We start from the raw sequence: 20992 nt of genomic DNA, 5'->3' as shown, positions 1-20992 counted from the left end.
CGGGCGGTCAGGGTTGGCGCAGGGCCGCGCCGACGACCGAGGTCACCGCCCGCTGCACGGCGTCCCGCCCCGGCCGCGCGCCGCCGCGATCGGCGAACAGCAGGTGCGCCGTGCCGATGAGGGTCGGCGCGAGCGCCTCGACCGGGGCGTCCGGCGCGAGGCGGCCGAGATCGCGTTCCGCGGCCAGGTAGGTCTCGATCATGGTCACCGCCTCGGTCAGCACCGGGACGCCGGCGGGCCAGGTCTCGCGCAGCCGGGCGCGCAGCTCGTCCCGGAACGTCACCAGGGCCACGATCGCCACCGCCACCGACCCGAACAACGCGATCAGCACGTCGGTGAGGTTGTCGCCGACCGTGCCGCTGCCCGCGGCCCCGCGCAGGGCCGCGGCCTGGGCGTCCATCCGGTGCACCCGGTCGAGCACGAAGGCCGCCAGGAACGCGTCGAAGTCCTCGAAGTGCCGGTGCAGGACACCCTTGGCGACCCCCGCCTCCGCGGTGACCGCGCGGCTGGTCAGCGCGCTGGGACCGTCCCGCAGCAGGATGCGGTCGGCGGCGTCGAACAGCTGCTCGCGGACGTCGCGGATGGCCACACCGGTCGGCACGGCACTCCTCTCGGTTGACGAGTGGGCATCTGCCCACTCATAGTGGGCGCATGCCCACTCTACCGTCGGAACCCCATCGCGCGCGGAACATGGCCGAGTCGTTCGGCGCGGACCCCGAGCGCTACGACCGCACCCGGCCCTCCTACCCGGACGCCGCCGTGGCCGCGATCGTCGCCGCCGCGCCGGGCCCGGACGTGGTCGACGTCGGCGCGGGCACCGGCATCGCGGCCCGCCTGTTCCAGGCGGCCGGGTGCCGGGTGCTCGGGGTCGAGGTCGATCCCCGGATGGCCGCCTGGGCACGTCGGCGCGGCGTCGAGGTCGAGGTGGCCGCGTTCGAGGACTGGGACCCCGCCGGCCGGGTGTTCGACGCGGTCGTGGCCGGTCAGACCTGGCACTGGGTGGACCCGGTCGCGGGCGCGGCCAAGGCGGCGCGCGTGCTGCGGCCCGGTGGCGTGCTGGCCGTGTTCTGGAACGTCGCCCGGCCGCCCGCCGACCTGGCGGCGGCCTTCGCCGAGGTCTACCGGCGGGTGCTGCCGGGCTCGCCGCTGACGCGCCCCGCCGGCGGCCCCTCGCCGTTCACCACCGCGGCGGTCGACGGCATCCGGCGGTCGGGGGCGTTCGGCGAACCCGGCGAGCAGCGGTTCGACTGGGAGCGGACCTACACCCGGGACGAGTGGGTGGACCAGGCGCCGACCTCGGGCGCGCACGCCCTGATCCCGCCGGAGAGGGCGGACGAGGTGCTGACCGGCATCGGCGCGGCCGTCGACGCGGTGGGCGGCAGCTTCGTGATGGCCTACACCACCGTCGTGGTCACCGCGGTCCGGTCCCGCTGAGCGGCCGCGTCCCGGGACGGCCGGCGCTCGGGTTACGTTCTGGGCATGACGGACGAACGGTCGCGCGAGGACGGCCGCGGGGCCGAGCCGGACTGGGCCCGGTGGCGGCGTCCCGGCCCCACCCCGGCGCAGCAGCGGCACGACGTCTGGCTCGCGCTGGCGGCGATGGCGTGCACCGTCGTGGTGACGGTGCTGATCAGCAGCATGGGCGCGAGCCCGTGGGACGGCGGGCCGCCGCTGGTCGAGCAGTTCGCCTGGGGTGCGGTGCTGACCGCGCCGCTGGTGGCGCGGCGGCGGTTCCCGCTGGTGGTGCTGCTCGTCGTCGCGGTGCTGTTCATCGTGGCGCAGTCACGGCGGGTCGGGGACAACCTCGTGCCGTCGGTCGCGTTGTTCCTGGCGATGTTCAGCGCGGGCGCGTGGGGGCGCGACCGGACCAGGGCGCGGTGGGCGCGGATCGCGGTCGTCGTCGGGATGTTCGCCTGGCTCGGGTTCGGGCTGGTGCGGTTCCTGGTCGAGCCCGCGCCCGAGTTCGCCCGCGCCTCCGGCCCGCTCGACCCCGTGCTCGCGTCGGTCCTCTACGGCATCGGGTTCAACCTGCTGTTCTTCCTCGCCGCGTACTTCTTCGGCGACATGGCGTGGGTGTCGGCCCGCCGGCAGGCCGAGCTGGAGCACCGGGCGGAGGAGCTGCGCCGCTCGCAGGAGCAGAACACCCGGGGCGCGATCGTCGCCGAACGCGTGCGCATCGCCCGCGACCTGCACGACGTCGTGGCGCACCACGTGTCGGTGATGGGCGTGCAGGCGGGCGCGGCCCGCCGGGTGCTCGACCGCGACCCGGAGCTGGCCCGCGACGCGTTGCGGACCGTCGAGGACACCGCGCGCACCGCCATCGGCGAGCTGCGCGGCCTGCTGGGCGTGCTGCGGGCCGACCCGGACGAGGCGGTCGCCGAGGCGGCGGGCGAGACGTCGTCGCCGGGGCTGGACCAGCTCCCGGAGCTGGCCGAGCAGGCCCGGTCCGCCGGGCTGGAGGTGGTGCACGGCGTGTACGGCGACCCGCGGCCGGTGCCGGAGGGCGTGGCGCTGTCGGTGTACCGGATCGTGCAGGAGTCGTTGACGAACGTGGTGAAGCACGCCGACGCGCGCAAGGCCGACGTGCGGGTGCGGTTCCTGGAGAACAGCCTGGAGGTCGAGATCGCCGACGACGGCCGGGGCCGGGGCAGCGGGGCGGCCAGGGCCGGGTTCGGCCTGGTCGGGATGCGGGAGCGGGTCGCGGTGCACGGCGGGGAGCTGGAGACCGGACCCCGCCGTGACGCGGGCTACCGGGTCCGTGCGAGGTTCCCCGCATGACGACTCCGTTGCGCGTGGTGCTCGCCGACGACCAGGACCTGGTCCGGGCGGGCTTCCGGGTGATCCTCGGCACCGAGGACGACATCGAGGTCGTGGGCGAGGCGCGGGACGGCGTCGAGGCGGTGGACGTCGTCGGCCGGTTGCAGCCGGACGTGGTGCTGATGGACGTGCAGATGCCCGGCATCGACGGGCTGGAGGCGACCCGGCGCATCCTCGGGCCGGACGGCGCGGGCCACCCGATCAAGGTCGTCATCCTGACCACGTTCGACCGCGAGGACTACCTGTTCGAGGCGTTGCGGGCGGGCGCGAGCGGGTTCCTGCTCAAGAACGCCTCGCCGGAGGACCTGGTCGACTCGGTGCGGGTGGTGGCGCGGGGCGACGCCCTGCTGTCGCCGGAGGTGACGCGCCGGGTGATCGCCCGGTTCGCCGCGCCGGGCCCGGCCACCCCCTCGCGCCGGCCGTCGGAGCTGACCGACCGGGAGTTCGAGGTGCTGGTGCACCTGGCGCGCGGGGCGAGCAACGCGGAGATCGCGGCGGCGCTGTACCTGGGCGAGACGACGGTGAAGACGCACGTGTCGCGCATCCTGGCCAAGCTCGGCCTGCGCGACCGCACGCACGCCGTCGTGTTCGCCTACGAGCAGGGGATCGTGGAACCGGGCCGGACCTGAGCGGAGGGCGTCGGGCCGGCCGGTCCCGTGAGCGCCCGGGCCTCGCTTCCGGCGGTGCGGGCTCCTCGTCCGTCCCGGCGCGTTCCCGGCTCGGCGGCCACCCGGCGTGATCGACCGTGCACGTGTCCTCCGCGAGGATGACCCCGGCAGTCGATCTCCAGCCGGACGTTCCGCCCACGTCCGCCGCCTAGCGTTGCGGGCATGTTGACAGTGACGTCGGTCAGCCGGAGTTTCGGCGACCACCAGGTCCTGGACGGCGTGTCCTTCGAGGTCCGCCCCGGTCGCATGACCGGGTTCCTGGGCGCGAACGGGTCGGGCAAGACCACCACCATGCGCATCGTCCTCGGCGTCCTCGCCGCGCACGCGGGCACGGTCGCCTGGCAGGGCTCGCCGGTGACCGGCGCGGTGCGGCAGCGGTTCGGGTACATGCCCGAGGAGCGCGGCCTGTACCCGAAGATGGGCGTCGCCGAGCAGATCAGCTGGCTCGGCCAGCTGCACGGCCTGGACCGGGACACGGCGCGGCGCAACACCGAGCGCCTGCTGGACCAGCTCGAACTGGGCCACCGGGCCAAGGACAAGCTGGAGGAGCTGTCGCTGGGCAACCAGCAGCGCGCTCAGGTCGCCGCCGCCCTGGTGCACGACCCCGTCATGCTGATCCTGGACGAGCCGTTCTCCGGCCTGGACCCGATCGCGGTCGAGACGGTGCTCGGCGTGCTGCGCGAGCGGGCCGCCAACGGCGTGCCCGTGCTGTTCTCCAGCCACCAGCTCTCCGTGGTGGAGCGGCTGTGCGACGACGTCGTGATCATCTCCGGCGGCCGGATCGCGGTCGGCGGCGCCCGCGACGAGCTGCGCGCCCGGTACGGCACCGCGCGGTTCGAGCTGGTCGTGGCCTCCGACGCCGGGTGGGTGCGGGACGTGCCGGGCGTGCGGGTGGTCGACGTCGACGGTCCCCGCGTGGTGTTCGAACCGGACGGCGACCCGGGCGCGGACCAGGTGGTCCTCGAAGCCGCCCTGCGCCGCGGCTCCGTGCGCAGCTTCACCCCCGTCGTGCCGACGCTCGACGAGATCTTCAAGGAGGCGATCTGATGACCGGCGTGACGGAGCAGGGCGGCGGGTCCCGCGGTTTCGCGGCGGCCACCCGGCTGGTCGCCGAGCGGGAGATGAAGACGTTCCTGCGGGCCAAGGGTTTCTGGATCGGCCTCGCGGTCATCGTGGTCGGCCTGTTCGCGATCTCCATCCTGCCGACGGTGCTCGGCGGCGGTGAGACCAAGGTCGCCGCGGTCGGCGACGCCGCCGGGGTGCTGACCGACAGCGGGCTGGAGGTGCGCGAGGTCGCCGACGTGGCCGCCGCCGAGGCGCTCATCCGCTCGGAGGAGGTCGAGGCGGCGGTCGTGCCCGACACCACGGGGGAGTCCGCCACGGGCGTGCGCGTGCTGGCGCTGTCCGACGCGCCGACCGACGTGCTCGCCTCGCTGAGCACCGCGCCGCCGGTGGACCTGCTCGACCCGGCCGAGGTGGGCCAGGGCCAGCGGCAGCTCGCGATCATGGTGTTCTCGCTGGTGTTCCTGATGTTCGGGATGAGCGGGGTGGCGATCGCGCAGAGCACGGTGACCGAGAAGCAGACCCGCATCGTGGAGATCCTGGTGGCGACGGTGCCGGTGCGGGCGCTGCTGGCGGGCAAGATCGTGGGGCACTCGCTGCTGACGATCGGCCAGGTGGTGGTGATCGCGGTGGCCGCGCCCATCGCGCTGCGGCTGGGCGGGCACTCGGAGCTGCTGTCGTTGATCGCGCCCGCGCTGGGCTGGTTCGTGCCGTTCCTGGTGCTGGGGTTCGTGCTGCTGGCCGCCATGTGGGCGGTCGCCGGGTCGCTGGTCAGCAGGCAGGAGGACCTGGGGTCGAGCATGAGCCTGGTGATGATCCTGGTGATGGGCCCGTACTTCGGCGTGATGTTCTTCTCCGACAACGTCACCGTGCTCACGGTGCTGTCGTTCGTGCCGTTCTCGTCGGCCATCGCGATGCCGGTGCGGCTGTTCACCGGGGAGGCGGCGGTGTGGGAGCCGCTGCTGGCGCTGGGCCTGCTGGCCGCGAGCGTCGTGCTGATCGTGCTGCTGGCGAGCCGGGTGTACTCCGGGTCGCTGCTGCACACCGGCGGCAAGCTGGCGCTGGCCAAGGCGTGGGCGCGGGAGCAGTAGGGGGGTTCGCCGCGCTCACCTCGGACGTCCCGGCCGGGCGGCTCACGCCCCGCCGGGACGTCCCGTCGTGTGCGCCCGTCACGCAAAGTTACGGGCAACGGGCCGTCCCCGGTCGCCGTATAGGGGGTGACCGAGTGGAGGAGGTGTCACGTGCCCGATCGGGACCGCGAGTTCCGGGCCTACTTCGAGGCACGGGCGGCCGTCGTGCGGCGGACCGCCTACTTGCTGTGCGGTGACTGGCACCGGGCCGAGGACCTCGCGCAGGTCGCGCTGGCCAAGGTGTACGTGCACTGGGGACGCCTGGACCGGGACGGACGGGTCGACGCGTACGTGCGCAAGGTGCTGGTGCGGGCCGTCATCGACGAGTCCCGGTGGCGGGGCCGGCGGCCGGAGACGGTGGTCGAGGCCGTGCCGGAGGTCGCCCGCACGTCGACGGGGGTCGAGGAGGCCATGGACGTGCGGCGCGCGTTGGCGTCGCTGCCGCCGCGGCAGCGGGCCGCCGTCGTGCTGCGGTACTGGGAGGACCTGCCGGTCGCGGAGACGGCGGCGGCGCTCGGGTGCAGCGAGGGAACGGTGAAGAGCCAGGTGTCCAAGGGCCTGAGCGCGTTGCGGCGCGCGCTGGCGACCAGGCCGACCGTGCTGTGGGAGGGCTCGTGAGCGACGAGGTGCGGGACATGATCCGGACTGCGCTGGCCGACGAGCCGGGGTTGGGCCTGGAGTTCGAGCGCGTCGTGGCGGACGGGCGCAGGCGGCGGGCCCGGCGGCGGCTCGGGGCGCTGTCGGCGACGGCGGCCGGGATCGTCGCGGCGGTCGCCACGACCGCGGTCGTGACCGGCGGGTCCACGCGCGAGCCGGCCCCGCCCGCGGGGGTGCTGTCGCCCGCGCCCACGACGACCGCCACCGCCTCGCCGGGCTGCGTGGTGCCCGCGATGACCGGCGGTTTCGCCGACCAGCCGCGCGGCACGGCCACCCCGGAGGAGCTGGCCGAGTCGGGCCGGCTCACCGACGCGGTCCGGCAGTCGCCGCTGCCGCTGCCGCCCGGGGTGGAGGCGACCCCGTTGACGTTGTGCGTGGTCGCGGAGAGCTGGGGCGGCGACTTCCGGCTCGGCGACCGGACGGTCGTCGTGTACGTCCGCGCGCTCGGCGGTCAGCCGGCCGGCGAGTGCGTGTTCTTCGACGAGGGGACGCGGTGCTCGACCCGGACGCTGCCGGACGGCTCGACGGCGCGGGTCACCGTCGAGCCGGGCACGGAGGCGGTCCTGGTCAGCGCGGACGTGTGGCGGGCCGACGGCACGTTCGTCCACGTCATGGAGACCGGCGGGACGGGCTCCACGACGAGGGTGCTGACCGACGACCAGCTCGTCGCCCTCGCCGCCGCGCCGCAGCTGCGGGTGCGGTGGCAGGGGCGGCCGGTGCCCGCCGACCCGTCCGACCGCCGCGCGGCCGAGCTGGACCCGGTGCTGGCGGGCGCGCTGCCCGCCGGGTTGGCGGCCGAGCCCGTGGCCGCGGGCGACGAGCCCCTGCGGTTCCGCGTCCGCCAGGGCGGCTACCGCGCGTTCGCCAACCTGTCCGACGCGGCCGGCCGGGGCTGGCTCATGGTGACCGTGGAGAAGCCCGGGGAGGGCGAGGTGAGTTGCCCCGCCGGGACCACGTGCCGCCTGGTGGACCTGGCCGGCGGTCGGCGGGCGGCGCTGACGACCGGGACGGACGGCGGCCTGACCCGGCTCGCGCTGCACGCGCGGGCGGCGGACGGCAGTCGGCTCACCGTCCACACCTCCAACGCCGCCGTCGCCGGGGACGGCAGCGAGTCCGGCACCCCGACCCGCCCGACCCCGCCGTTGGGGGAGGCGGACCTGATCCGGATCGCGGAACTGCCCGACCTGCACTGGTGACGGCGGCCGACCCGCGGCCGCCCGGCGTGGTTCGCCCGGCGTGGTTCGCCCGGCGTGGTTCGCCCGGCGTGGCCGACCGCCTGCGGACCACCCGGCGTGGCCGATCCGGTGCCGCCGACCGGCGGGCTGATCGGTGTGGTCGATCGGCGTGGCGGGTCCGGTGCGGGTGACCGGGCGGTGCGGACGCGGGACAGGGGGGATCCCGCGTCCGCACCGCCCGGTTCCGGCGCATTCCCCGGAAGGGTGGCGAACGCGCGCCGGGTCGTGGCGGGGTGGGAGACTGCCGGGCATGTCGACCAGCACGCCGCTCGCGGTCACCGGCGCGACCGGGCACCTCGGCGGACGCGTCGCCCGCCGCCTCGCCGACGCGGGCCACGCCCAGGTGCTCGTCGTCCGCGACCCCTCCCGCGCGCCCCGGCTCCCGGGGGCCACCACGGCGCAGGCCGCGTTCGCCGACCGCGACGCCGTCCGCCGCGCCCTCGACGGCGTCCCGACCGTCCTCATGGTCTCGGCGTCGGAGTCGGTGGACCGCGTCGACCAGCACCGCGCGTTCGTGGACGCGGCGGCGGACGCCGGGGTCGGGCACCTCGTCTACGTCTCGTTCGCCGGCGCCGCGCCGGACGCCACGTTCACGCTCGCGCGCGACCACTGGGCCACCGAGCAGCACATCCGGGCCAGTGGCCTGCGGTTCACCTTCCTGCGCGACAACCTCTACGCCGACTTCCTGCCCGCCATGGTGGGCGAGGACGACGTGCTGCGCGGCCCCGCCGGCGACGGTCGGGTGGCCGCCGTGGCGCAGGACGACATCGCCGACGCCGCCACGGCCGTCCTGACCGACCCGGACGCGCACGCCGGCCGCACCTACGACCTGACCGGTCCGGAGGCGCTGACCCTGCACGAGGTCGCCGCCGTGCTGTCCGCCGCGACCGGGCGGACGATCACCTACCACCCGGAGACCGTGGCCGAGGCGTACCGCTCGCGCGCCCGCTACGGCGCGCCCGACTGGCAGGTCGACGCCTGGGTCTCGACCTACACCGCCATCGCGAACGGCGAGCTGGCCCACGTCGACCCTGCGGTGCCCGACCTGACCGGGCACCCCGCGACGTCGCTCGCGCGGCTCGTCGGGGCGGGCTCCCGGGGCCGGTCGCCCGGCGCGTGATCGCGCGCCCGGCTCAGCCCTTGCGGGCGCGGTAGGCGGCGACCGCGATCCGGTTGCCGCACGCGGTGCTGCAGTAGCGGCGAGAGCGGTTGCGGGACAGGTCGAGCACCAGCCCGCCGCACGTGTCGTCGGCGCAGACCGACAGCCGGCTCAGCTCGTCGGCGCGGATCACGTCGACCATCGCCATGGCCGTCTCCACCTCGATCCGGTCGGCGAGCGGCGTGGACGGGTCGGTGGCGTGCAGGTGGTAGTCCTGGTCGTCGTGCCGGACGAGCTGGGGCACGACGTGGTGCCGGGCCAGGATGTCGTTGACCAGGCGCACGGCGGTGTCGCGGTCGCTGGTCAGCAGGCGGCGGAGCGGGGCGCGCAGCGCGCGGACGGCCTCCAGCTCGGCCGCGTCGCGGGTGCGGGAGCCGGTGTAGCCGTGCTCGGCGAAGAACGCGTCGAGCTGGGCCGGGCGGGTCATCGTGTCCGGCTCCTCGGCCGAGTTCACCAAGGCGACCGCGGCGACCAGCGACGCGGTCGTGTCATGGGTGAAAACCATGTTGACAGATTACCGCCGCGGTCCATAGCGTCATGGGTCATGGCGACGATGACACATGACACGCGGGTGGGCGGGCGGCTGCGGTCCGGGTTGGGCTTCGCGGTGCTGTCGGCGTCGTCGTTCGGGTTGTCCGGGCCGCTGGCGAGCGGGCTGATGGACGCGGGCTGGTCCTCGGCGGCCGCGGTGGCGGTGCGGGTGCTGCTGGCGGGCGTCGTGCTCGCGCCCGTGGCGGCCTTCCAGCTGCGCGGCCGGTGGGGCCTGCTGCGCCGCACCGCGCCGCTGATCACCGCCTACGGCCTCGCCGCGGTCGCCGGGTGCCAGCTGGCGTTCTTCAACGCCGTCGCGCGCATGGAGGTCGGCGTCGCGCTGCTGGTCGAGTACACCGCGCCGGTCGCCGTGGTCGCCTGGCTGTGGCTGCGCCGCGGCCAGCGGCCCACCCGGCTGACCGTGGTGGGCGCGGTGCTCGGCCTGCTGGGGTTGACGCTCGTGCTCGACCTGGTGTCCGGTGCGCGGGCCGACGTCGTGGGCGTGCTGTGGGCGTTGGGCGCGATGGTGGGCGCGGCGGTGTACTTCGTCCTGTCGGCGCGGGACGACGACGGGCTGCCCGGCACCGTGCTGGCCGCCGGCGGGTTGCTGCTGGGCGGTGTCGCGTTGCTGGTGGCGGGCGCGGTCGGGATCGTGCCGTTCGCGGTGTCGGCGCGGCCGGTCGCGTTCGACGGGTTCACCGTGCCGTGGTGGTCGCCGGTGCTCGCGCTGGGCGTGGTGACGGCCGCGCTGGCCTACGTCGCGGGCATCGCCGCGGTCCGGCGGCTCGGGTCGCGGCTGGCGTCGTTCGTGGCGTTGACCGAGGTCGTGAGCGCGCTGCTGTTCGCGTGGCTGCTGCTCGGCGAGGCCCCGGGCGGGGTGCGGCTCGTGGGCGGCGCGTTGATCCTCGGCGGCGTGGTGGCGGTGAAGCTCGGCGAACCGCGCGGCGAAGCTCGGTGATCAGCGGCGGTGAAGCCCGGTGGACCGCGCGGCGAAGCCCGGTGGACCGCGCGGCGAAGCCGGGTGAATCCCGGCAATGACGCCCGGTGGACCGCGCGGTGGAGCCCGGCGGTGACCCGCGGCGGGTGTCCCGGGCGGGACACCCCTCCGCCCGTCCTCAGGAGGAGGCGACCGCGGGCTCCTTGAGGGCCGCCGGCTCGCCCGCGACCAGCGTCACCCGGTCGAGCGCGACGCTGCTCGCCCGGAGCTTGTCCGCCAGCCGGACCGACCACTGGTCCCGGTAGGTGCCGAGCGCGACCTCGGCGAGCCGCAGGCGCTGGATGTCCGACGTGCCCGCGGGGGAGTAGATGTGGTGGGCGTCGCGCAGGAGGCGTTCGACCGTCCGGTCCGGGTCGAGCCCGTACGCCGCGTGGATCTCCATCGCGGTCCGTGCGGAGTCCAAAGAGGACTCCACGTTGAGCAGCTTGGCGCTGATCAGCTCCGCGTCGCACGGCAGGCCCTGGTCGAGCAGGTGCGCGGCGTGGTAGGCGGCCAGCCGCGCGGTCATGAGCTGGGACTGCATCTGGCCCAGCTTCTGCTTCACGGTGGGCAGGTCGGCCAGCGGCTTGCCGTACCGCCGGTGGGTGCTCGCGAAGCGGACCGCCTGCGCCACGATCGCGGCGTGGATGCCGAGCGACACGGCGGTCAGGTTCGGCCGGCCGTACAGCACGCTGGACGAGTAGGCGACGGCCAGGCCGTCGCCCTCCGCGCCGAGCAGGTTCCCGGCCGGCACGCGGCAGTCGTCGAAGATCAGCTCGCCGAAGCTGAAGCCGTGCAGGCCCAGGGCCGGGCGGTGCGGCGCGAGCGAGAAGCCGGGCGCGGTCGCCTCGACCAGGAACGCGGACAGCCCGCGCGAGCCCGGCCCGGTGCGGACCACCACGCCGTGCAGGTCGCCGACGTGGCTGTTGCCCACGAACACCTTGCGGCCGTTGAGGACGTACTCGTCGCCGACCCGTTCGGCGGTCGCGGCCATGCCGAGCACGTGCCCGCCGGCCTCGGGCTCGGTGACCGCGATGGTGGGCAGGCAGGAGCCGTCGGCGACCTCGGGCAACCACCGCTGCTTCTGGCGCTCGTCGCCGAAGTGGACGATCTTCGCCACGCCGAGCTGGGACGCCTGCACCATGGCACCCATCGCGCCGCTGACGCGGGACAGCTCCTCGATGATGATGGTCTTGGCCAGGTGGCCGAGGCCCATGCCCCCGTACCGGGGATCGACGGTGACGCCGATCCAGCCCTGGCGGGCGATCAGCCGGGACAGCTCGTGGTGGACGGCCTTGGACTCCTCCATGTCGGCCACCGCGGGCGCGACCTCCGCCTCCGCGAACGCCCGCACCTCCGCCCGCAGCCGCTCGTGCTGCGGGGTGGTGAAGTAGCTGGTCGTGAGACTCACGTGATTTCCCCCAAGGTTGATTTCCGGCCGTTTCCGGGCAGCACGACTCCCCCGTTGTGCGGTGTGCCCGGTACGAATTCGCGGACCATCACACCCGCGGTGGGGAACGTCGGCAACACCGGTGTGCCAGGTCGCTTCGGACTCCCGCCGAGGCGATGGGGCGGAGGTGGGAAAACGGTCGCGGTAGGGCGCGCTTGATCGACACGTGCGGTGATCGAGACAGTGTTACCGTCGCATTACTCCTGGTCACAGCTGGGCTTCCGCTGGTACGTAGAGCTGCGAACTTGTGGTGCGGCGGTAATGGAGAGCGGATCTTCGGGTCATCCATTGTGGTGACTGAAAGTGACGAAAGAAGTTCGCTCGCGGTTTTGGCGAACAGTCGCCGTTAACGGGTGAACCGCATTCCGTCATTCGGTCCCATTATGAAGGTTGCTCGCAAAAACCCACTGCGCCCGAATGGCGGTACGGGCATTGTGTCCGAATTTTCGGCCGGGTGGGATCGTCGTCCGGCCGGGGGTCAGAGCCGACCGCTGCGGAACCGGTCGAGGACGCGGCGGTCGCGTTTGGTGGGGCGGCCGGCGCCGCGCTCGCGGCGCGCGACCGGCGCCGGGGCCTCGGTCGGCGGCGGGGGCGGCGGGGTGCGGTCGATGAAGCAGCCCACCGCATCCGTCGCGCCGACGCGTTTCTGGATCACCCGGACGACCTCCACGATCCGGGTCCTGTCACCCACCCGTGCCCGCACTTCGTCGCCCGGCGTCACGGACGTCGCGGGCTTGGCCGGCTTGTCGTTGACCCGCACGTGCCCGCCCCGACACGCCGCGGCGGCGTCGGAACGCGTCTTGGTCAACCGGACCGCCCACAGCCAGCGGTCCACCCGGGTGGACTCCACGCCGTACATCATGACCTGTCGGCGGCCGTCCGCGCACCGGCCCCCGACGGCGGTCGACCGTGCTCGGCGAGGCGCTCCAGGACCGGCACCCCCTGGGCGGGTTCCGGCAGGTCGAGCACCTCGGCGCGGACCCGCCGCGCCGCCCGCCGGTAGCCGGGGTCCGCCAGCACCGCGGCCACCGCGTCGCGCACGTCGTCCGGGCCGGCGGCGACCGGGTCCAGGCTCCGCCCGACGCCGAGCCGCACGCACTGCTCGGCGTTCTGCGGCTGGTCCGCGCCCATCGGCAGCACCACGGTGGGCAGGCCGTGCGCGAGCGCGCCGGTGACGCTGCCCGAGCCGCCGTGCGAGACGACGAGGTCGCAGCGCGGCAGCACGTCGGCCTGCGGCAGGAACCGGGCTATGCGCACGCCCGGCCGCTGCGGGCCGAACTCGGCCGGGTCGACGTGCCGCCCCACGGTGGCGACCACGTCCACCGGCAGCTGCGCCAACCCGGCCAGGACGCGGGCGAACAGGTCGCCGGACTCGGTGTTGAACACCGTGCCCAGCGTGAAGTAGACGGTGGGCGTGGCGGACGGGACCGGCGGGCCGGCGGGCGGCCGGATCGGGAACGCGGTGCCCGGCAACGGGAACGCCGGGTCGCGGAAGCTCGGCGGGAACGGCGAGAACAGCACGTGCCGGTGGCGCAGGACCAGCCCGGGGTCCGGCGGCAGGCCGTGGGCGGCGCGCAGCTCGGCGAGCGGTTCGCCGATCACCGCCGGCCGCACGAACGAGCCCGACGCGATGACCTGGAAGTTCGCCCACGGCACGCCGAGCTTCTCGGCGGCGAGCACGCTGCCGAAGTCGAGTTCCTCGCACACCACGACATCGGGCCGCCACCGGTCGAACAGGTCCAGGTAGAGCGGCACGCGCTCGGCCGCGCCACGCCGCACGAACCCCTCGCGCAACTCGCGGTCGTCGCGCTCCCGGTCGGGCACGGCCAGCGGCAGGCGCTCGACCGGCTCCGGCCCGGCCTCGCCGACGGCCAGCGCGGTGAACCCGGCTCCTTCGACCGCCTCCCGCCGCGCCGGTCCGGCCGCGACCGCGACCGTGTGCCCCGCGGCCGCCACGGCCGACGCGAGGGGCACCATGGGCTCGAAGTGACCGACCCCGCCGATGAACGTGAACAGGACGCGCACCGAGCCACTCTAGAGCGACCCCACCACGCGACCACGACCCAATTACCGCTCCCGCCGACCCGCACCCCGTTCACGCGCCGAGCCGCACCGAGCTGCGCCGGGCCGCACCAGGCCGCCCGGTGCCGTGCCGAGCCGCGCCGAGCGAACCGAGCCGCCCGGTGCCATGCCGAGCCGCACCGGGGTCGCGCGGGCGCACCGGTGTCGCGCCGAGCCGCACCTCGCTACCCGGTGCCGTGCCGGGCCGCGGACAGCCGCCCGAACCCGCGCCTTCGTCGCCGGGAACCACGTGGAGCGCCGGGAGCCGCGCGTGGTTGCCCGGGGCGGCCCGGGACCGCGCGGCCCCGGGAGCCGACCGCTCAGGAGCGGCCGCGCGAGGGCGTCTGGCCGGCCACGCCGTGCCGCAACGGCGTGTTGTCGTCCGGCGAGTGGGCGGGCGACACGGGCGGCGTGTGCGAGGTGGACCTCGCCCCGGGCGCGTTGCGCTGGTCGCCGCCGGAGGGCTCGGCACCTTCGTCCAGTTCGGCCAGTCGCGCGGTCAGCACCTGCACGACCGGCACCCGGTCGCCGTGGTCCCGTTCGTGGTCCAGGACCCGGCTCAGCTCGTCCCGGTCGAGGGAGCGGATGCGATGCCGCAGGTCACCCAGGGACAACTGGTCGTAGTCCGGGATCGGGAGGTCGTTGCTCATGTCCGGCGGCTACCCGGCCGGTCCGGGGGCAAACGCGGTCGCCGGACCGGCCCGGACCCCGTTGTCCTAGCATCCGCCCCGTGGACAGGACACGGGTCGGGTGCTGGTCGGTCGTCGTGCTGATCGTGGTGCAAACGCTTGCCACGCTGCTCTCCGGCGGACCGGCCGAACTGTGGGCGGTGGGCGTGCTGTTCAACGCCGCCGCCGCGTTCTCCGCCTTCCTGGTCCTGCGCCGCCCCGATCGCAGCCGGTGGCCGCTGGTCGCCTGGTCGGCGGGCTTCTTCGGCTGGCACGTGACCGGCCTGCTCTCCCTGGCGGGCGTGGTCACGACCGGGTTGGAGGCCGTGTTCACCGTCGGCGGCGACCTGCGGTTGTCGCTGCTGTACCAGGTGGTGCTCACGACCCTGGCCGCGTTCGCCGTGCACCTCCTGCTGCCGAGGCCCAACCGGCGCTGAGGCGCGGGCCGGCGCGGGTCACCGCGAGGCGGCCCGCCCGAGGGTGCTCTGCCGCGCGACGAGCCGGTGCGTGGCGCGGACCTCGATGCCGGGCAGCGGTTCGGCGCTGCCGATGCGCGCGAGCACCCGTTCCACCGCGGTCGTGGCGATGGCCTCCTTGTCCGGCGAGATCGTGCTGATCGTCGGGGTGGAGTAGCGGCCGTCCTCGATGTCGTCGTAGCCGATCAGCGCGATGTCCTCCGGCACGCGCAGCCCGCGGGCCAGCACCTCGTGCAGCGCGCCGAGCGCGACCAGGTCGCTGTAGCAGAACACGGCGTCCGGCGGGTCCGCCCGGTCGAGCAGCACGCGCATCGCGGCCGAGCCGTCGGCCCGGTTGAACCTCGGCCTGCGGATGATCAGCGACTCGTCCACGGGCAGCCCGGCCTCGGCGTGGGCCTGCCGGTAGCCGAGGGTGCGCAGCTGGGCGGCCTCCCCGGTCGGGTACGGCTGGTCGCCGATGGCCGCGACCCGCCGCCTGCCCAGGCCCAGGAGGTGCGCGGTGGCCTCCCGCGACGCCGCCACGTCGTCGATGCCGACGTGGTCGAACGCCCCGTTGGAGGAGCGCTCGCCGAGGACCACCAGCGGCAGCGTCGGGTCGCCGTCGTCCAGGTCCTGCTGCGCGAGGCCGAGCGGGCTGAAGATCATGCCGTCGAACAGCAGGGCGCGCCCGCCCCGCCGGATCAGCTCCCGCTCGTGCGCCGGGTCGCCGTCGGTCTGGTCGATCAGGACGTTGTAGCCGCGTTCCCGCGCCCTGGGGATGATGGCCTGCAACAGCTCCGCGAAGTACGGGGTGTCCAGGTAGGGCACGACCACGGCGATCTGCCCGGACCGGCCGTTGGCCAGGTTGCGCGCCAGCACGTTGGGCCGGTAGCCCAGCTCCTTGATCGCCCGCTCGACCTTCTCCCGGGTCCGCTCGGTGACCCGCGCGTAGCCGTTCACCACGTTCGAGACCGTCCGCGCGGACACGCCCGCCAGCTCGGCTACGTCACGCAGCGTGGCGTCGCGCATCGTTCTCCTCCGTCGGACCGGCGCGGCGGCCCCACCGCTACAGCGCTGCAAGGGAGTGTGCACGCCGACCCCTGCCGCGACAAGGCCGACCGAACGGGCCGCGGAGACCACCCCAATCTCATTTGGATTAACTTCAGATGGAGTCTTGCAGCGCGGCAAAACGCCGTCCATAGTGCTTTGCAGCGCAGCAAGACCCGGTGCCACGGTGGCAGACGCGGTCGGGACCCCAGGACCCGCCGGGCCGTGGTGCGACACCCGGACCCGACCTCCAGGGCGCCCGCACCGCGCCTCGCGGGGTCGCCACCACCCGTCCGTCTCGTTCACGCACCGTGATCGCGGTCGCGCATGCCCTCGGGCGCATGCGGCGACGGAAAGGCGCACTCATGTCCGGCACCACCTGGTTGGCGAAACTCCGAGGAGGGCTCGCCGTCTGCGGCCTGCTCGCCGCGGCGGCGTGCGGCGGGGCGAGCGGCGACGGCGACGGACCGGTCACGGTGTCCGTCTGGGCCTGGTACCCGGAGTTCAAGGGGGTGGTCGAGGCGTTCAACGCCTCCCACCCGGACATCAAGGTCGAGTGGACCAACGCCGGCACCGGGGCGGACCACTACGCCAAGCTCAAGACCGCCATCACCGCCGGCAAGGGCGCGCCGGACGTGGCGATGGTGGAGTTCCAGCAGATCCCCACGTTCGTCATCCTCGACGCCCTGATCGACATGGGGGAGCACGGGGCCAACGAGGACGAGGACCTCTACGCCGAGTGGGCGTGGAAGCAGGCCACCGACGGCGACAAGGTCTACGCGATCCCGGTCGACGGCGGCCCGATGGCGTTGATGTACCGCAAGGACCTGTTCGAGCAGCACGGCATCCCGGTGCCGACCACCTGGGCGGAGTACGCCGACGCGGCCGCGCGGATCAAGGCCGTCGACCCCGGCGCGCACATCGCGAGCTTCGGCAGCGACGGCGGCTGGCTCAACGGCCTGATGTGGCAGTCGGGGTGCCGCCCGTACGGCTACTCCCACACCACCGCCCGGGACCAGGTGAGGATCAACCTGACCGCGCCGGAGTGCGAGCGCGTGATCGACCTGCTCGGCGACCTGGTCGACCGGGGGCTCATGGCCAAGGACCCGTTCTTCACCGCCGACGCCTCCGCCGCGCTGGACTCGGGCAAGTACTGGACGTGGGCCGCGGCCGGGTGGACGCCCGGCTACCTGGCGGGCTCGCTGAAGAACACCGCCGGCAAGTGGGCCGTCGCGCCCATGCCGCAGTGGACCGCGGGCGCGGACGAGCAGGGCGACTGGGGCGGCTCCACGTTCACCGTGACCAAGCAGGCCAAGAACCCTGAGGCGGCGACCACGGTGGCCCGGGAGCTGTTCGGGAAGTCCGCCGCGGCCTGGGAGATCGGCCTGGACAAGGCGTTCCTCTACCCGCTGGTGAAGGACGTCGCGGCGGACCCGGCGTTCACCGGCAAGGCGTACGACTTCTTCGCCGGCCAGAAGGTGAACGAGATCTTCGTGCCGGTGTCGGAGAAGCTCGGCGACTTCCAGTTCACCCCGTTCCAGGACTTCGTCTACGGCGAGCTGACCGACCGCAGCGCGGAGGCGTTGTCCGGCGGCCGGCCGTGGAGCAGCGTGCTGGAGGAGACGCAGAAGAACGTCGTCGCGTACGCCGAGAAGCAGGGCTTCAAGGTCAGCCGGTAGCGCCCGCCCGGCCCGCCGCGGCGGGCCACGAGGTCCAGTGGAGGAGGTCCACCGTGACCCGGTCCCTGCCGATCACGGCGCCGGCGGCCGACGAGCCGCCGGCCGCACCGGTCGAGTCCCGCGCGCGGCGGCGGTCGCGCCGGGTCACCGCGCACCCGGTGGCGGGCGCGTTGTTCGTGCTGCCGTTCTTCCTCGTCGTGGTCGCGTTCCTGGTCGTGCCGCTGGGGTACGCGTTCTGGCTCAGCCTGTCCACCAAGAGCCTCGCCCTCGGCACGCGGTTCAGCGGTCTCGCCAACTACGTGCGCGCGTTCACCGACCCGGTCCTGCTCGACGGGCTGCTCCGGGTCGTCCTGTTCGGACTCGTGCAGATCCCCGTCATGCTCGGCCTGGCGCTGGCCGGCGCGCTCGCGCTCGACGCCGTGACGACCAGGTTCGCCCTGGCGTTCCGGCTCATCGCGTTCATGCCCTACGCGGTGCCGGCCGTGGTCGGCGCGCTCATGTGGGGCTTCCTCTACAGCCGCACGTTCGGCCCGTTCGCGGACCTGCCGACGCTGGTCGGGGGCGAGCCGATCGACTTCTTCGGCGTCTCGCTGCTGCTGGTGTCGCTGGGCAACATCGTGACGTGGGCGTGGACCGGGTACAACATGATCATCCTGTACTCGGCGTTGCAGGGCGTGCCGAGGGAGCTGCACGAGGCCGCGGTCATCGACGGCGCGACGCCGGTGCAGGTCGCGCTGCGGGTCAAGGTGCCCGCGATCAGGCAGGCGATCTCGCTGGCCGCGATCTTCACCGTGATCGGCACCATGCAGTTCTTCACCGAACCGCAGATCATGGCCCGGTTCGCGCCGCAGATCTCGGCCGGCTACACGCCGAACCTCTACGCCTACAACCAGGCGTTCGCCTACTCGGACTTCCACTACTCGGCCGCGATCTCGTTCGCGCTGGGCTTCCTGGTGTTCGTGGTGGCCTACGCGTTCGTGTTCGTCAACAACCGGAGGCGGGGTGCCCGCGCGTGAAGGCCAAGACCCGGCTCCCGCACCTGCTGATGGGCGCGGGCATCCTCTACTTCGCCGTGCCGCTGCTGTGGGTGGTCGTCGCGGCCACCAAGAGCCAGCCCGACCTGCTCGACAGCCCGGCGCTGTGGTTCGCCGGGTTCAGCCTCTTCGACAACATCGGGCAGCTGTTCCGCGAGGACGACGGGGCCTACGGCAAGTGGCTGGTCAACACGGCGCTGTACTCGGGCCTGAGCGCGGTCGGCGCGACGGCCCTGGCCGCCGCCGCGGGGTACGGCCTGGCGCGGTTCCACTTCCCGGGCAAGCGGTTGTTCGAGACGGCGCTGCTGGGCATGATCATGGTGCCGGCCACCGCGCTGGTACTGCCGACGTACCTGATCCTGTCGGAGGTGGAGCTGGTCGACACGGTGTGGGCGGTCATCCTGCCGTCGCTGCTCAGCCCGTTCGGCGCGTACCTGGTGCGCGTGTACGTGGCCGAGAGCGTGCCGGTGGAGCTGATCGACGCGGCCCGCATCGACCGGGCGGGCGAGCTGCGCATCTTCTGGCAGATCGCGGTGCCGATGATGCGCCCGGCGATCGTCACCGTCTTCCTGTTCACGCTGGTCGCCACCTGGAACAACTACTTCCTGCCCCTGGTGATGCTCAGCGACGCCGACCTCTACCCGCTCACCGTGGGGTTGACCACCTGGTTCAACACCGCGCAGCAGGAGGCCGGCACCCGGATGCTGTTCAACCTCGTGGTGACCGGCTCGCTGCTGGCCATCGTCCCGCTCATCGTCGCCTTCGTCCTGCTGCAGCGCTTCTGGCGCAGCGGTGCGGCCGCGGGCGCCCTGAAGTAGGAGTGTCGTGCTCAACGCCTCTCTCGCCCTCAGCCCCGACTACGTCATCGCGCCGGTGCGCCGCCGGCTCTTCGGGTCGTTCGTGGAGCACATGGGCCGCTGCGTCTACACCGGCATCTACGAACCCGGCCACCCGACCGCCGACGAGGACGGGTTCCGCGGCGACGTGCTGGCCCTGACCCGTGAACTGGGCGTCTCGCTGGTGCGCTACCCCGGCGGGAACTTCGTGTCCGGCTACCGCTGGGAGGACGGCATCGGCCCGGTCGAGCAGCGCCCCGTGCGCCGGGAGCTGGCGTGGCACAGCCTGGAGACCAACGAGGTCGGCATCGACGAGTTCGCCCGCTGGGCGCGCAAGGCCGACGTCGAGGTGATGTACGCGGTGAACCTCGGTACGCGCGGGGTCGCCGAGGCGCTGGACGTGCACGAGTACATGAACCACGAGGGCGGCACGCACCTGTCGGAGCTGCGCCGCGCGAACGGGGCGGAACGGCCCTACGGCGTGAAGCTGTGGTGCCTGGGCAACGAGCTGGACGGGCCGTGGCAGCTCGGCCACAAGACCGCGCACGAGTACGGCCGGCTGGCCGCCGAGACCGCCCGCGCGCTGCGGCAGGCCGAGCCGGACCTGGAACTGGTCGCGTGCGGCAGCTCCGGCTCCTCCATGCCGACGTTCGGCGAGTGGGAGTCCACCGTGCTGGAGCTGACCTACGACGAGGTGGACCACATCTCGCTGCACGCGTACTACGAGGTGCTGGACGGGGACGTGGACAGCTTCCTCGCCTCGGCCGTGGACATGGACCACTTCATCGACAGCGTCGTGGCCACGGCGGACGCGGTCGGCGCGCGGCTCAAGAGCAGCAAGAAGATCACGCTCTCGTTCGACGAGTGGAACGTCTGGTACATGAAGCGGTTCCAGGACGCGCCGCGCACCGAGTGGGAGGTCGCGCCGCGGGTCATCGAGGACCAGTACGACGTCACCGACGCCGTGGTGGTCGGGAACCTGCTGATCTCGTTGCTGCGGCACAGCGACCGGGTGGCGGTGGCGTGCCAGGCGCAGCTGGTGAACGTGATCGCGCCGATCCGCAGCGAGCCGGGCGGGCCGGCGTGGCGGCAGACGACGTTCCACCCGTTCGCGTTGACGTCGCGGCTGGCGCGGGGGCAGGTGCTGCGGGTGGAGACGTCCTCGCCGACCTTCCCGACCAAGCGCTTCGGCGACGTGCCCGTGGTGGACGCGGTGGCCACGCACGACGCGGAGTCCGGCGACACGGTGCTGTTCGTGGTGAACCGGCACCGGACCGAGCCGGTGGACCTGCGCGTCGGCCTGGCCGCGTTCGGCGACGTGCGGGTGGCCGAGGCGTGGGCCGTGCACGACCCGGACGGTTCGGCGACCAACACCGAGACCGACCCGGACCGCGTCGTGCCGAAGCCGCACGACGTCACCGTCACCGACGGCGACCTGCACACTGTCCTGCCCCCGGTCTCCTGGACCGCCATCCGCCTGACCAACCACCCCTAACCCACGCGTGTCCTACCTTCACGTCGCGTGAG

At 73.8% G+C, this 20992-nt stretch carries 21 protein-coding genes; 14 read left to right on the top strand and 7 right to left on the bottom strand.

The window, feature by feature from the left end; translation table 11 throughout:
* Positions 1 to 7: 7 nt before the first annotated feature.
* The gene (locus tag ACWEFJ_RS20620) at positions 8 to 601 is read right to left on the bottom strand and encodes a TetR/AcrR family transcriptional regulator (protein ID WP_449714711.1); all 594 of its coding nucleotides are present in this window, start codon (positions 599 to 601) and stop codon (positions 8 to 10) included.
* A gap of 50 nt (positions 602 to 651) precedes the next feature.
* Here ACWEFJ_RS20620 and ACWEFJ_RS20615 point away from each other — a divergent pair, with 50 nt between their 5' ends.
* From ACWEFJ_RS20615 to ACWEFJ_RS20580, 8 genes are all read left to right on the top strand, one after another.
* Positions 652 to 1434, top strand: coding sequence for a class I SAM-dependent methyltransferase (locus ACWEFJ_RS20615; protein WP_449714710.1), 783 nt, complete (start codon positions 652 to 654; stop codon positions 1432 to 1434).
* 45 nt (positions 1435 to 1479) lie between these two features.
* On the top strand, positions 1480 to 2778 hold the full coding sequence (locus tag ACWEFJ_RS20610; RefSeq protein ID WP_449714709.1) for a sensor histidine kinase: 1299 nt from the start codon (positions 1480 to 1482) through the stop codon (positions 2776 to 2778).
* Entirely contained in the window at positions 2775 to 3446 is a 672-nt protein-coding gene (locus ACWEFJ_RS20605) for a response regulator (protein WP_378090608.1), read from the top strand. Before ACWEFJ_RS20610 ends, ACWEFJ_RS20605 begins: the two co-directional genes overlap by 4 nt.
* 201 nt (positions 3447 to 3647) lie before the next feature.
* Positions 3648 to 4532: an ABC transporter ATP-binding protein gene (locus ACWEFJ_RS20600; protein WP_378090610.1), complete on the top strand. Its 885-nt coding sequence runs from the start codon at positions 3648 to 3650 to the stop codon at positions 4530 to 4532.
* Entirely contained in the window at positions 4532 to 5638 is a 1107-nt protein-coding gene (locus ACWEFJ_RS20595; RefSeq protein WP_378090612.1) for an ABC transporter permease, read from the top strand. Before ACWEFJ_RS20600 ends, ACWEFJ_RS20595 begins: the two co-directional genes overlap by 1 nt.
* Positions 5639 to 5788: 150 nt before the next feature.
* A complete protein-coding gene (locus ACWEFJ_RS20590; RefSeq protein ID WP_449714708.1) occupies positions 5789 to 6295 on the top strand; it encodes a SigE family RNA polymerase sigma factor in 507 nt (168 codons plus the stop codon).
* 17 nt (positions 6296 to 6312) lie between these two features.
* Positions 6313 to 7530: a hypothetical protein gene (locus tag ACWEFJ_RS20585; protein ID WP_449714707.1), complete on the top strand. Its 1218-nt coding sequence runs from the start codon at positions 6313 to 6315 to the stop codon at positions 7528 to 7530.
* A gap of 289 nt (positions 7531 to 7819) precedes the next feature.
* On the top strand, positions 7820 to 8689 hold the full coding sequence (locus ACWEFJ_RS20580; RefSeq protein ID WP_449714706.1) for an SDR family oxidoreductase: 870 nt from the start codon (positions 7820 to 7822) through the stop codon (positions 8687 to 8689).
* Positions 8690 to 8702: 13 nt separating this feature from the next.
* Here ACWEFJ_RS20580 and ACWEFJ_RS20575 read toward each other — a convergent pair whose 3' ends face one another.
* A complete protein-coding gene (locus tag ACWEFJ_RS20575; RefSeq protein ID WP_378094903.1) occupies positions 8703 to 9233 on the bottom strand; it encodes a CGNR zinc finger domain-containing protein in 531 nt (176 codons plus the stop codon).
* Positions 9234 to 9272: 39 nt separating this feature from the next.
* On the opposite strand from ACWEFJ_RS20575, the gene ACWEFJ_RS20570 reads away from it, so the two are divergent.
* Positions 9273 to 10217, top strand: a complete 945-nt coding sequence (locus ACWEFJ_RS20570) for an EamA family transporter (RefSeq protein ID WP_449714705.1) — start codon at positions 9273 to 9275, stop codon at positions 10215 to 10217.
* Positions 10218 to 10374: 157 nt separating this feature from the next.
* Here the strand turns inward: ACWEFJ_RS20570 and ACWEFJ_RS20565 are convergent, their stop codons facing one another.
* From ACWEFJ_RS20565 to ACWEFJ_RS20550, 4 genes are all read right to left on the bottom strand, one after another.
* A complete protein-coding gene (locus ACWEFJ_RS20565; protein ID WP_449714704.1) occupies positions 10375 to 11646 on the bottom strand; it encodes an acyl-CoA dehydrogenase family protein in 1272 nt (423 codons plus the stop codon).
* A 517-nt stretch (positions 11647 to 12163) separates the two neighbouring features.
* Positions 12164 to 12535, bottom strand: a complete 372-nt coding sequence (locus ACWEFJ_RS20560) for an RNA-binding S4 domain-containing protein (protein ID WP_449714703.1) — start codon at positions 12533 to 12535, stop codon at positions 12164 to 12166.
* A gap of 8 nt (positions 12536 to 12543) precedes the next feature.
* A complete protein-coding gene (locus ACWEFJ_RS20555) occupies positions 12544 to 13710 on the bottom strand; it encodes a glycosyltransferase (protein ID WP_449714702.1) in 1167 nt (388 codons plus the stop codon).
* Between the two features lie 356 nt (positions 13711 to 14066).
* Complete coding sequence (locus tag ACWEFJ_RS20550) at positions 14067 to 14396, bottom strand: hypothetical protein (RefSeq protein WP_449714701.1); 330 nt, start codon at positions 14394 to 14396, stop codon at positions 14067 to 14069.
* Between the two features lie 80 nt (positions 14397 to 14476).
* On the opposite strand from ACWEFJ_RS20550, the gene ACWEFJ_RS20545 reads away from it, so the two are divergent.
* The gene (locus ACWEFJ_RS20545) at positions 14477 to 14851 is read left to right on the top strand and encodes a hypothetical protein (RefSeq protein ID WP_449714700.1); all 375 of its coding nucleotides are present in this window, start codon (positions 14477 to 14479) and stop codon (positions 14849 to 14851) included.
* An 18-nt stretch (positions 14852 to 14869) separates the two neighbouring features.
* Here ACWEFJ_RS20545 and ACWEFJ_RS20540 read toward each other — a convergent pair whose 3' ends face one another.
* Positions 14870 to 15898, bottom strand: a complete 1029-nt coding sequence (locus ACWEFJ_RS20540) for a LacI family DNA-binding transcriptional regulator (RefSeq protein ID WP_378094889.1) — start codon at positions 15896 to 15898, stop codon at positions 14870 to 14872.
* A gap of 383 nt (positions 15899 to 16281) precedes the next feature.
* Here ACWEFJ_RS20540 and ACWEFJ_RS20535 point away from each other — a divergent pair, with 383 nt between their 5' ends.
* From ACWEFJ_RS20535 to arfA, 4 genes are read left to right on the top strand one after another with little or no spacing between them, the layout of a single operon-like run.
* Positions 16282 to 17595 carry an ABC transporter substrate-binding protein gene (locus ACWEFJ_RS20535; protein WP_449714699.1) on the top strand — a complete coding sequence of 438 codons (1314 nt, stop codon included), beginning with the start codon at positions 16282 to 16284 and terminating at the stop codon, positions 17593 to 17595.
* Positions 17596 to 17648: 53 nt separating this feature from the next.
* Positions 17649 to 18611, top strand: a complete 963-nt coding sequence (locus tag ACWEFJ_RS20530; RefSeq protein ID WP_449714698.1) for a carbohydrate ABC transporter permease — start codon at positions 17649 to 17651, stop codon at positions 18609 to 18611.
* A 29-nt stretch (positions 18612 to 18640) separates the two neighbouring features.
* On the top strand, positions 18641 to 19447 hold the full coding sequence (locus ACWEFJ_RS20525; RefSeq protein WP_378094907.1) for a carbohydrate ABC transporter permease: 807 nt from the start codon (positions 18641 to 18643) through the stop codon (positions 19445 to 19447).
* Positions 19448 to 19454: 7 nt separating this feature from the next.
* On the top strand, positions 19455 to 20960 hold the full coding sequence (gene arfA, locus ACWEFJ_RS20520; RefSeq protein WP_449714697.1) for an arabinosylfuranosidase ArfA: 1506 nt from the start codon (positions 19455 to 19457) through the stop codon (positions 20958 to 20960).
* Positions 20961 to 20992 lie beyond the last annotated feature (32 nt).

The organism is Actinosynnema sp. NPDC004786 (assembly GCF_053601135.1).
The sequence above is the reverse complement of the archived record's forward strand: the minus strand, read 5'-3'. Positions and strand labels throughout refer to the sequence as shown.